The sequence below is a fragment of the Edaphocola aurantiacus genome, assembly GCF_019797745.1.
GTDB lineage: Bacteria > Bacteroidota > Bacteroidia > Chitinophagales > Chitinophagaceae > Edaphocola > Edaphocola aurantiacus.
Map to the genome: position 1 here is coordinate 52,956 of NZ_VOSI01000001.1, position 12,993 is coordinate 65,948.

Consider the following 12,993-nt stretch of genomic DNA (forward strand, 5'->3'; position numbering starts at 1 on the left):
CTCAATTTTCATTAGAAAAATTTACTTTTGTGCCCATCCTTTACGGCTATCCAATTCAATAAACAGACAGATGTATACGCAATCGAAAGTCAATACCGGAACCCGCATCGGGTCTATGCTTTTAGACCATTTTATCATGAGTGCGGCTGCTATGATCCTTACCCTGCCGGCTGTGTTTATGAATTTCTTTTCGGCCTTTAATGCTGCCCATCCCACACCAGGATTTGGTATTTCCGGCCCTTCATTTTACCTTTCCCTTATCGGCTTTGCCCTCTACCTTTGTAAAGATGTGTTTCAGGGAAGGAGTCCGGGTAAAAGAATAACCAAGCTGCAGATTGTACACTATAAAACCGGTGCGATTGCCAGTCCTCTGAGGACGGTTGTGCGCAACCTGTTTTGCATCATCTGGCCTGTAGAAGTGATCATCACTTTAATCAACCCGGGCCGAAGACTCGGTGATCTTGTTGCCGGAACCAGGGTGGTTAATTACGATCCGGCACAGCATCCCAAATCCAGAACGAAACTGTCTCAATTACTTATCTCTCTGTTACTGGCATATGGATTTATGCTGGCTATTGCTATGCCTTTCCGCACATTTATGAGCAATATCGGAAAAGCTCCTTATATCGAGCAGAGCTATAATGAACAAACCAGCAAAGCACTGGAAGCAGTGTTTACCGATAGTCTGGGCGACCGGATGAGCACAACGGTACGCATTTACGACAAAACTACGGGCAGTAACCTGAAGTATATTTATATTGTGCATAAGCTCAAACAAAATGAGCTTGAAGATGATGAACGCCTGCAGCAGCTCCGTGCGGTTACACATACTTTACTGAATACAGTGTATCCGGATAAAACATTTACCGGACAGGAAATGTTTCTGTATAAAGACAATTATTCTATGAAGAGTATAGCACAAAACATAGGCAATAACAGTAATTAAGATACCCTCAATTACCAAACAATATTTCAATAAACATATAATGACCGAAGCGCAAAGAATACACATCAAAGAAGAGAATATAGCCCGCATCCGTGACAAAGGTTATCGTTTTATAGAATGGCTGCCGGTGATGGAAGCACCTGCCATGCGTTCCCTGAGCGATATCAAAGGCAGAATGTCGGTGATGAATGCCCTGATCAATATCTCGTTCGAAGCACCGGTAAAAATCATTAAGGACTGGATCAGTCAATCGGGTCTGGATGCTCATTTGTCGGAATGGGAAAAAGCTGTGCTGGAAAAGAAAGAAGAAGAACTGAGCAATGTGGAGTTCAATACCCTGCGCTGGTACCTGGAAGGTTTATGGGCGCTGATGTGGGCTACACAGATGATCGACAGTCTGGAGGAAAAGGAATGGTGCGGTGATGAAATGGCTACCCTGCTGCCTAACCTGGAAGAAGGAGAAACCAATCAGAAGATAGAGGCCTTGTCAGCATTAAGAACGGAAGCCGAACTGTATACCATGCTGGATTATTACTATCGTATACACTGGTACTGTGTAGATGAGCGCATTAAAGAAAACGAGGCACCGGTGAATGAAGGTCTTGTCTACGAACGCCGCAAGGCGCTGGAATGGCTGATGAATAAGGATGTGGACTGGGATCATGTGGAGATGGGAACGTAGATAAGCCAGAAATGTGACTTACGCCCTTCAAGAGATCAAGTTTTTTTTGCCAATATAAAAAGAATAAAGCCGCGCTGCCATAGGCAGCGCGGCTTTATTCTTTTGGTAAATAATATCTTCCTAAAAGATCACCATTGTTGCATTAGCCGACAAGGATGCCTGTGCCCAGCTGAGGGTAATAAAACCATTTGGTACCGGACATGCAGGTGCCGGCGTACCTAAACTGTTCGTATTCGGAAACGTAATACCAGATACTAATTGTCTGTAGGTACCATTTACATCCAGAAACTCCATTTTCAGCGATTCCAGATCCTGGCCAATAGAGTTGATAGTTGTCGTACCGGGTGCCGCCATCACATCTCCGTACCAGGATACGCCGCAACGGAACGTACAGCCGGTCAGGTTAATAATCGTCAGGGTATTGGCCTTTGCCGTTACAAAAGCGCCGCAGGAAACTATTGCAGCCATTAAAAACTTTTTCATAAATTAAATTCAGAAGGGTTAAAATGATAGCCAAATATACAACAATTCACCTAAAAGTGATTTAAAGATTCTGTATACATGTATTTCCCAAAAAAGTGTTCTCAAATCCTCGGGTGAATGTAATTTTTCATTTCTTTTTCATTATCTTAACATTTTATCATAAAATACAATTTACTACTATGCATCATTATGGTATGAAACATATCCTACTCTCAGGGCTTTGCCTGTCTGCAGCAGCCTTGTTCCCTGCCCACGCTCAGAAAAAGCTGCTCAATTCCGGAGAATTGATCAATAGCGGTGTTACTGCGTACGAAGAAGGTGAGTATAAAAAAGCTATTGCGGCATTTGAACAGATCCAGGAAGGTGATACCAATTACTATGCTGCACAATATGAACTGGCACTCTCTTACCTGGTCGACAGCCAGTATGAAAAGTCAATAGCCTTAAATAAACAATTACTGAAATCTTACCCGCAGGAAGAGCGGCAGATTTTGCTCAATATTGGTGTAGGTTACTCGAACCTGGGTAATAAAGAAAAAGCGATTGCTTATTTCGACTCTACACATGTGCGCTACCCGAACGATCACAGACCTTTTTATGAAAAAGGGGTTGTATACATTCAGAACAAGGAATACGACAAAGCTATAGAGCAACTACAGACAGCCTTGCTCTATAATCCTATGCATCCGAAATCGCATCGCCTGCTGGGTACGATTTACGCCCTGCAGGGTCGCTTAACCGAAGCCATGATCGCGATGCAAGGTGCATTATCAAGTACCGGAGATGTGGACGAGGCTCGCTCCCCTATCCTGATACTGGGAACTATTGCCTCAATGAAGGATGATGCCGCAGGATATTACCGTGACAAAAAACCGGCATACCGCCACGAATTATTTGATGAGATTGACGAACTGATCTCTTCCAAACTTGCACTGGGCAAAGACTTCAAAGTATCTGGCAAAATAGATGATGCGATTATCCGCCAGATGCAGGTGATCTTTGAGAAACTGCAATATGATGAGCAGGATAATAACTTCGTGATGCAATACTATGTACCCTTTCTGCTGAATATCCGCGAGAAGGGCCTTTTTGATGATTATATGCTGTTCCTGTTTTCTGGTTATGGCATTGCATCTGTAGACAAACATGTTGACGGTAAGCGAGGCAAACAAAAGCTGGCATCTATTACTGATATAATAGATCCCTATCGCAGAATGATCCTGGGTACACGCGAACTGAACTACAAAAAACGTACGCTGGACAAGGTAAATTACCTGCTCATCGATGGCATGTTCGTAGAAGGCAAACCTGCCGACATTATGTTTACCAAATTAAAAGAAGGACATATGAAGGCCTATGAAGGCCATATGCTGCGTGCAGAAGGAAAATTCAATGCCAATACAAAAAAAGAAGGCCTCTGGAAATATTACCATCCGAATGGCCAATTGCGCATGGAGGAAACATATACAGACGGAAATGCCAAAAATGGTCAGTTCGTACAGTACTATACCAACGGTAATATGGAGTATAGTATTAACTACGACAAAAATCATTCATTCCATGACCGGACCGATTACTGGTACAACGGCCAGGTGGCCTCTACCCAGGTAAAAGATAAGGACGGGAATTTTAAAGTAACCTACCTGCATCCGAATGGAAGGGAACACTATACTATGGTTTATGATAAATCTGATGCGGATAAAGCTATAGACGGATCATACAAGGTATATTTCTCCAATGGCAAACTGGAGAAAGAATACTCCATCAGAAACAATAAACTGGACGGTATCTATAAAGAGTATTATGAAAACGGTAAGTTGAAACTCGATGCACAGTATGTACTCGGGAAGTTGAACGGAACGTATAAAAAGTTTTTCAAAAGCGGGCATCCGGATATGGTGTACGAATACACTAATGGTGAACGCGATGGTCTGTGCCAGGATTTCTACGATGAAAAAGAAAGCTATTTTACCCAGCAGTATAAAAACGGCGTACCTCATGGATTGCTGGAGCGCTACAATAAAAACAAGGTAAAATATGCAACGGTTAATTTTGATAACGGTTCACCCGTTGCTGCTGAATACAAAAACCTTGAAGGAAAGGTAGTCTATACAGCTGCGGATAAGAATGGCCTTACCTTACTGGAAGCCTACAATGAATATGGTGTTAAAATAAAATCGACACCACTGAACAAGAAGGGGCAGAATCATGGATTAATGAAGACATACCAGGAATTTGGTGGCATAGAATCAGAGATCCCGTATACCAATGGTGTTATAGACGGAACGAGTAAATATTATCATTCGACCGGGGCACTGGCTTATGAGAAGACTACCGTTAATGGAGTAGACGAAGGTCCCTATACCTCTTATTCAGATGCCTCAAAACTATCCCGCCAGGGTTATCTGCATGAAAATGAATTACAGGACGGGCTTCAAAACTATTTTTCAAACGGTAAAGTATCGAAAAGCAATTTCTTCAATGCCGGAGAACGCTCCGGTCCGGAGGTATCGTATTTCTATAATGAAAAAATTGATTTCATACAGTATTACGACAAGGACATGCTGCTGGGTGTAACCCAATACGACACCAGCGGCAAATCGGCTGCCAGAATAGATTTCCCGAAAGGACAAGGTGTTTATGTGCTTCGCTTCCCAAGCGGAAATACGCGCATCACGGTGCCGGTTAAGTATGGCAGCTTTAATGGCCAATACCTGAAATACCTGGATAATAAAACAGTAATCGAGCGCAGCAATTTTGAACAGGGGCAACTAGAGGGCTTATCAGAAAGATATCACCCCAATGGTAAACCATGGATTACTGCAATCTACCACAAAGGTGATCTGAACGGCACTTTAAAGAGATATGATGTTGCCGGAAATCTGATAGAAACAAACGAATATATAGATGATGAACAGAGCGGCCCGACTAAAGTTTATTGCGGAGAGCAATTGCGCTACCTCTTCAATACAGCGAATGGTGAGCGACATGGCGAATCGATTATTTTCGGAGAACAGGGTAAAATAGCAGGCTTGCTATACTATGACCGCGGCTTGCTTATCGGTTATGCTTATCTGAACAAGGATAATACAAAAGCACCCATGATTCCGATTACAAATGGTACGGCTATTGTAAAAACGTTTTATGCAGACGGAACTAAAGCAATGGAATTTAACTGGGCTAACAATTTGTATGAAGGTGTACAGAAACTTTATTTCAGTAATGGAAAACTTGCCGAAGAAAGAACCTTCAAAAAAGGAATGTGCGACGGCCTGTACAACAGATGGAATGAAGACGGTTCGAAACTCGAAGAATCATTCTACAAAGATGATATGCTGCAGGGAATGAGAAAGGAATACGATAAGAAAGGCAATCTTTTATGTACCACTAATTTCATCGATGGTCTGCAGCACGGCAAAATGCAGATCACAGATGGTACAGGTAAGATGAAAGAAGTGCTTTACTATTACGGCCTGGCCGTACAATAATTTTTATGGAATATAAGCCCTGGCTAGTCATTACATCAGCCAGCCAAGGCAAAACAATACACATATGAAACAAATACTGATCCTTTTACTATGCGCTGTAAGCAGTAACCTTTCTGCACAATCGACAGAAGAGCTGTTTCAGAAATATAATGGAGAGATAGGGGTTTACACAAAAGACTATCATCATGTAAACATATATTATGAAAAAGGTGCGCTAAAAGCCAGCATGGATGTGGAGCAAGAGATTATGCTGATTGATGAAACACGGGCAGCCGCGCTTTCGGTAGAAACAGTACATGACAGCTACTTCTCTACATTAGACAAGCTTGAAGCGGCTACTCTTATACCCACTGCAAAAGGATTTAAAAGCATCCCTACGACCAATATTAAAACAAGCCCCGGCACCTCGGGACATGTATTTTACGATGATACCAAGGAAAAGGAAATTTACTATAACAACCTCTCCAAGGGTAATAGAACCTCTTTAAAATATACACAGCACTTCCGCGACATCTTCCTGATGTCTAAAGTGTTTCTGCAGAACTACCTGCCTACTGAGCACGAGGTAGTCTCTGTTACCTTCCCCAAAAGTGTAAAGATCTCTGAGATCTTTAAGGGCACAGAAGCGCCATGGCTGCAAAAAACAGTAAAAGAAAACAAGCAAACGATCACTATAACCTGGGAGGGCAGACAGGTACCTAAAGCAAAGTTTTACGCTGATGCCCCAGCGGTGTACTATTACCTGCCGCATGTATTCTTCCTGGTGCAGGAGTATACGGCATCCAATAGCGACAAGCCTGTAAAGGTATTGAGCAATGCTGACGATCTGGGTCGCTTTCTGTTTGACAAAGTAAAAAACATAAACAAGACTACAGGCACCGATCTTAAGGCCAAGGTAAAAGAACTGACTACAGGCATTTCCAATGACAAAGACAAGGCCAGGGCTATATTTGAATGGGTACAGGAGCACATCCGGTATATCGCGTTTGAAGACAGCTTAGGCGGATTTGTGCCCAGGGAAGCCGATGTCGTATTCCAGCGCAAGTTTGGCGACTGTAAAGACAAGTCCAGCCTGCTGGTGATGATGTGCCGCGAAGCCGGGCTGGATGCGCGTTATGTCTGGATCGGCACAAGAGACCTGCCCTACTCGCTCAAACAAACTCCAATGCCCGGTGCATTTAATCATATGATCGGTGCGGTGAAGATTGAAGGCCAATGGGTGTTCCTGGATGCAACGGACAATGTTACCCCATACGGAAGTGTACCCTATTCATTGCAGGGCAAAGATGCTTTTATTGCTCATGATGGTACAGATTACGAGATCGTAACCATACCGGTGAAGAATGCTTCGGGAGGCATTATCCGCGACAGCAGTTATGTGCGTATCGAGAATAATATGCTGACTGGTGTAGTGCATTCAGACTTCAAAGGCTATGCTGCCTGGGAAGTACAGCAACACCTGATGTACATGAGCGAAAAAGACAAAGAGAAAGTCTTTTCGGCCATTACCTCAAGAGGCAATAATAAGTACGCTCAAAAATCATTTGACTATGTGCTGGAAAAAGACAAACAGAAGTCTCTGCACATTAATGCTTCTTTTGAATTGAAGGATTATATCAAAAGCGTTGGTGATGATTATTATATCAATATGCACCTGCTCAAGCCTTTTGTAGACGGAAAGATTGAAACCCAGACACGCAAGGCTCCGGTGAATTTTGATTTCAATCAAACACTGCAATACACGGTTGTGCTGGAGATCCCGAAGGGATACAAAGTATCTTACGTACCCGAAAATGAGGAGCACAATTTCAAAGGCTTGGGTGCCTATCGTGTCAGTTACCAGCAAAATGGAACATTGCTGACCCTGAAAAGTGAATTCACCTTCGAGAAACTGATGATTGAAGAAAGCCAGTTTAAGGAATATAATCTTATGATTGCCGCTTTGCAAAAAGCATATAAAGAAACTATAGAACTCAGTAAAATCAAATAAAACAAAAAACACATCTGAATATGAGGAAGATACTGCTGCACTGCGCATCCGCATTCCTGTTGTTACCGGCCTTTAGCTATGCTCAGTTATCGTGGACCGAAAAGCCTCCCATGCATGAGGTACCTAAAGAATTTGCACAAGAATCGCTGATTTTTATGGAAGATGCCCGGGAACTGAATTACAAATTTGACAGTAAAACCAAAGATTTCTTTCTGTACCGGACTATTCACCGTATCGTCAAACTACAGGACGAGAAAGGCTTAGAGGCTTTTAATAAAATGGTGATAGGACCATCGCGCTCGGGAGAGATTGTGGATCTTAAAGCCCGCACGATCAAGGCAAATGGGAAGGTTTATGAAATAAAAAAATCAGACACCAAGACATCTAAGGATGAATATGGCAATACCCAATACCACGTTGCTTTTGAAAATGTAGCGGTGGGCGATGAGATTGAATTCATCTACGAAGAAAAACGCGCCGTCAACTCGTTTGGCTCAGAACTGTTTCAGTTCGGTATACCGACCGTTTCCTCATCTTTTGTCCTGTCCACGCCCGACCATATTAAGTTTGACTGTAAAGGCTATAACGGCTTCCCTACCCCAGTCTTCAAGGAAGATGAGCAGGGGAAAACGGCTACATACAAGGCTTCATTCGCCAAGATTGATGCGCTTAAGGATGAAAAATATGCCGATCCTGATCCTAATGCCAAACGGATTGACTACAAAATAAGCTATATCAATGACGGGCAAAGGGCGAACACCTGGGCCGATTTAGCAAAAGGAATCTACACCCAATTGTACACTCCTACCGAGAAGGAGCAAAAGGCCCTGGAAAAATATATCAAATCGCTGAACATTACGGTTGATATGCCCGTAGACCAACGCATTATTAAGCTGGAGAAAGTGATCAAAGAACAGTTTGTCGTTAACGAAGAGCTGACTGATGAGGCTTATGAGCGGCTTGATTATATGATTGAGAAAAAGACGACTACAGAGCGTGGCATCGTTAAATTGTTTGCCAATGCATTTGACCTGCTGCAGGTAAAGCATGAGGCGGGCATTACCGCCAATCGGTTCAAATATGAACTGGATGAAGAAATGGAGCTGTGGAACTACCTGGATATATACATCTTCCACTTTCCGGAAACCAAAAAATTCCTGTTACCTACTGCCACCACTATGCGCTACCCTGCACTAGGTGCGTATGTAGAGGGCAATAAAGCCTTGTTCTGTAAGCGGGTATCTCTGGGTGGTGTTACCTCTTCGGTGCAGGTATTCAGAGAGGTCCCCTGCTCTAAAATAGAGGATAATATTACTGCTCTGGTGGCTACCGTTAACTTTAATGAGCAAGACCTCTCTCCGCAGATCAAGATGTCCCATTCCTTTACAGGTGCCTCATCTATAGGAATGAGGGAAAATGTAACCCTGGTACCTAAAGAGAAAGAAAAAGAACTGGTAAAGGCGCTGATGTTTGTTGCGGATGAAGAGAGTGATATATTAAGCTACCAGTTCAACAATAAAGGGCTGGAACACTATACAGACAATAAGCCTGTGGAGATTGTAGCAGAGATCAAGGCCGATAAACTTATCGAAAAAGCGGGCAGTAAATACCTGTTTAAGCTAGGCGATATTATAGGTCCGCAAATGGAAATGTACCGGGAGGAGAAACGTATTCTGCCGATTTCGATCGCATACCCGCATGTACTGAAACGGGAGATCATTGTGCATGTACCACAGGGCTACAAAGTCTCCAATCCCAATGCGGCAGACTTTAAAGTTACCTATGGTCAGCAAAAATATGGCTTCATCTCCTCGCACAGCATGAAAGGTAATGTACTGACCGTAGTGATCGAAGAATTCTATGCGCAACCGCGTTATGATGCAGCTGAGGTAGAAGATTTCCGTAAAGTGATCAATGCTTCTGCGGACTTCAACAAAGTAACACTGGTCCTGGAAAAGATTTAGGATTATATTTCATTGATATAACAATAAAGCCCTTCCGATCGGAAGGGCTTTATTGTTTATAATGTATCAGGATTAAGCTAAAGTGATGCTATCATCCAGGTATACGTCCTGGATTGCATTCAGCAGCTCAACGCCTACTTTCATATCTTTCTGGAATGCTTTACGGCCAGAGATCAGACCCATACCACCGGCACGTTTGTTGATCACTGCTGTAGTTACTGCTTCAGCCAGGTCAGATGCACCTTTAGACTCACCACCGGAGTTGATCAGGCCTGCACGACCCATGTAGCAGTTAGCCACCTGGTAACGAGCCAGATCGATCGGATGATCTGTAGTCAGTTTGCTGTAAACATCTTTATGTGTTTTACCCACTTTAATCGCGTTGTAACCGCCGTTCAGTGTAGGTAATTTTTGTTTGATGATATCTGCCTGAATGGTAACACCCAGGTGGTTAGCCTGTGCTGTTAAATCCGCTGCAGTGTGGTAATCAACGCCATCTACTTTGAATGCGTTGTTACGCAGGTAGCACCACAGTACTGTAGCCATACCCAGAGAGTGTGCATATTCAAATGCTTTAGCCACTTCTACGATCTGACGATTGCTCTCAGGAGAACCGAAATAGATAGTAGCACCAACCGCTACAGCACCCATTTCCCATGCGTTCTTGATAGAACCGAACATGATCTGATCAAAGTTATCAGGGTAAGAAAGGAATTCGTTGTGGTTGATCTTAACGATAAACGGAATTTTGTGCGCGTACTTACGGGCAACAGAACCCAGTACACCATATGTAGAAGCAACAGCGTTACAACCACCTTCGATAGCCAGTTTCACGATGTTTTCAGAATCAAAATAGATTGGGTTTGGTGCGAAAGATGCACCAGCGCTATGCTCAATACCTTGATCCACAGGCAGGATAGATACATATCCGGTATCTGCCAGACGGCCGTTACCTAAGATAGTTTGCAGGCTGCGTAAAGTCTGTACATTACGGTTAGACGGCATCCAGATATCCTCTACATGTGATGGTGATGGAGCGTGTAACATAGACTTATCAATAGTCTTACACTCGTGATTCAATAATGAATCGGCGTCGGCGCCTAATAACTCAACTATTTTGTTGTTTGCCATAATGATGTTGTATGGTTAAAATTGGTTTTCTAATTTGGCTGCAAAAGTAGTAAAATATGTTAATATTATCAAATAACAAAAATCAGAAGGAAATAATTCCCCCCTCATGACGTACTTTACCATCTGCTACTAATGTCCGCAAGGCCTGTATGACCTGTTCGCGGTGAATATGCCTTAGCTGCTGCAGTAAATCACTCAGCGGCAACGGTGCCTCCCGCTTCAGTACTTCAAGCAGGGTATTATTTATAGATGCATTGGTATGCACTTCCTCAGAGCGATGCTTCTGACAATTATCACATTGTCCGCAATCTGCTACATCTTCCTGTCCGAAATAGACAGACAATAATCGATTACGACAGGTCTCTTCATTCTGTATAAAATCAGCCATCTCCTGTACCTGGCGCGACAATGCTGCTTTCATTTTACGGATGGCCGGCTCGTTCAGGTTAAGGTATGGGAATGGAATACGGTTATGCAACCAAAGCATATAACTGCCTACAATTGCCGGCTTATACTCCAATACACCCAGGTCCTGCAGCTGCCAGAGCCTGTCTTCCAGTATGGTCTTATCGATATTCAGTGCTTTGGCCACTTTAAAAATGGGCACTGCTGTTTCGAAATTATAGATACTACCATAGTGGCGCAACAGGGTCTCCACTACAGGATATAAAGTTTTATAGTTTTTTTCGAGATAATTTATAGTATCCCTGTCAGTGGTAAACCTTATTGTATACTGGGTTTGCGCGTTTTCATTCCACTCCATAAACCCTTCCCGCTCCAGTATTTTTATGGAACTGACAGTGGTGACCATGTCCAGTTTGAAACGGGTTACAAACTCCGTAATATCAAATGCAAATACCTGTTCATTTCCGGTGTGCAGGTGTATGCCCAGGTAATCGGACAGGTGCTGGTATACCGCCTTTACCTGCGATATAGGCGGGAACTGTATTTCAGGCAGATCCAGCAGGTAATTGATATCGGTTGTATGATAAAATAACTGTCCTCTTGCTGCCTCTCCGTCACGACCGGCACGACCTACTTCCTGGTAATATTGTTCTATACTTGTAGGCAGGTCGTAATGCAGCACCAGCCTTACATCCGGCTTATCAATACCCATACCGAAGGCCGTTGTTGCGGTCATGACCGCATCTGTTTTTTCCAGCCATTGGTGGTAGGCAAAATCCTTTTCCATCTTGCGCATACCGGCATGATAATGGTAAGCAGGCAATCCAGTACGGTCCTTGACCATTTGCATACATTCTACGGTACGCTTGCGGGTTTTGCAATACACAATGCTGCTGCCGCCAGCCGTAACGAGTGCTTCGGTAAGGGCCACAGGTTTATTCTCTGTATAATCAATATGATAGGACAGGTTAGGCCGTATCACAGACTGGGTAAAGGTTTGCGGTTGATGCAATTTTAATTGCTTACAGATATCTTCCTGCACAGCAGCCGTAGCTGAAGCGGTAATGGCCAGCACGGGCACTCTGGGAAATAACTCCCTGAACTCTGCTATGTTGCGGTAGGCAGGACGAAAGTCATGGCCCCACTGAGAAATACAGTGTGCCTCATCTACTGCAATAAACTGTACCGGCAACTGTATCATCAATTCTCTGAACGTCTCGCTCTGCAAGCGTTCCGGAGCAACATATACCAGTTTATACCGCCCGTCTGCGACCTCATCCATCAGTTGCGCCAGCAGTAAGCGATCAAGCCCGGAGTGAATGCTCACTGCAGGAATATTACGCTTATTCAGCGCCTGTACCTGGTCTTCGATCAGGGCGATCAGTGGGCTGACCACTATAGTAATACCCTCAATATTCATTGCAGGCACCTGGTAACAAAGAGACTTGCCTGCACCGGTCGGCAACATGGCAAATACATCCCTGCCCGCTAATACGGACTGGATAATCTCTTCCTGCATGGGACGGAAACCGCTATACCCCCAATACTGCTGTAGCGTTGTCAATACATTCATAAAACACTTTTGCGCGCGCCTGGCGCTGCTTTGATCTCAAAATTCGGGGGCCGAATGTGCAAAAATATTATTATTTTTACCAATACAACGTATTCTGTATAAAACTTATTCTGTAACACCTCAAAGTTTATATGTTATTAATACGTTAACTATAAATAATTCACAAAGTGTCCTGTTTTATAATCGTAACTTAGAAGTGGAAATCAAATAGATGTGCGCCCAATCGGCCATTCCGCAGATCACGCCTCTTTTTTGATCCTCCACAGATTTGACCTGAATTTGACATTGTGAAGCTGTAAACCGAAGTGTTTCCCCATACTAAAGAGCCTCT

The 12,993-nt window shown here is 43.5% G+C and carries 8 protein-coding genes; 5 read left to right on the top strand and 3 right to left on the bottom strand.

What is annotated here, in order from left to right; genetic code table 11:
• Window positions 1-70 precede the first annotated feature (70 nt).
• Complete coding sequence (locus tag FTD44_RS00245; protein ID WP_222164626.1) at window positions 71-946, top strand: RDD family protein; 876 nt, start codon at window positions 71-73, stop codon at window positions 944-946.
• Window positions 947-986: 40 nt separating this feature from the next.
• Window positions 987-1,628, top strand: a complete 642-nt coding sequence (locus FTD44_RS00250) for a DUF4272 domain-containing protein (protein ID WP_222164627.1) — start codon at window positions 987-989, stop codon at window positions 1,626-1,628.
• A 120-nt stretch (window positions 1,629-1,748) separates the two neighbouring features.
• Here the strand turns inward: FTD44_RS00250 and FTD44_RS00255 are convergent, their stop codons facing one another.
• On the bottom strand, window positions 1,749-2,111 hold the full coding sequence (locus FTD44_RS00255; RefSeq protein ID WP_222164628.1) for a hypothetical protein: 363 nt from the start codon (window positions 2,109-2,111) through the stop codon (window positions 1,749-1,751).
• 194 nt (window positions 2,112-2,305) lie between these two features.
• Here FTD44_RS00255 and FTD44_RS00260 point away from each other — a divergent pair, with 194 nt between their 5' ends.
• The 3 genes from FTD44_RS00260 to FTD44_RS00270 all read left to right on the top strand — a co-directional run bounded on the left by FTD44_RS00260 (window position 2,306) and on the right by FTD44_RS00270 (window position 9,553).
• Window positions 2,306-5,599 (top strand): tetratricopeptide repeat protein, encoded by a 3,294-nt coding sequence (locus FTD44_RS00260; RefSeq protein ID WP_222164629.1) that lies wholly within the window; start codon window positions 2,306-2,308, stop codon window positions 5,597-5,599.
• A gap of 64 nt (window positions 5,600-5,663) precedes the next feature.
• Window positions 5,664-7,589: a transglutaminase-like domain-containing protein gene (locus tag FTD44_RS00265; RefSeq protein ID WP_222164630.1), complete on the top strand. Its 1,926-nt coding sequence runs from the start codon at window positions 5,664-5,666 to the stop codon at window positions 7,587-7,589.
• A gap of 20 nt (window positions 7,590-7,609) precedes the next feature.
• Window positions 7,610-9,553 carry a DUF3857 domain-containing protein gene (locus FTD44_RS00270; RefSeq protein ID WP_222164631.1) on the top strand — a complete coding sequence of 648 codons (1,944 nt, stop codon included), beginning with the start codon at window positions 7,610-7,612 and terminating at the stop codon, window positions 9,551-9,553.
• Between the two features lie 72 nt (window positions 9,554-9,625).
• Here the strand turns inward: FTD44_RS00270 and FTD44_RS00275 are convergent, their stop codons facing one another.
• Both FTD44_RS00275 and FTD44_RS00280 read right to left on the bottom strand, forming a co-directional pair.
• Window positions 9,626-10,684, bottom strand: coding sequence for a class I fructose-bisphosphate aldolase (locus tag FTD44_RS00275; protein WP_129021228.1), 1,059 nt, complete (start codon window positions 10,682-10,684; stop codon window positions 9,626-9,628).
• Window positions 10,685-10,766: 82 nt separating this feature from the next.
• A complete protein-coding gene (locus FTD44_RS00280; protein ID WP_222164632.1) occupies window positions 10,767-12,662 on the bottom strand; it encodes a RecQ family ATP-dependent DNA helicase in 1,896 nt (631 codons plus the stop codon).
• Between the last annotated feature and the right edge of the window lie 331 nt (window positions 12,663-12,993).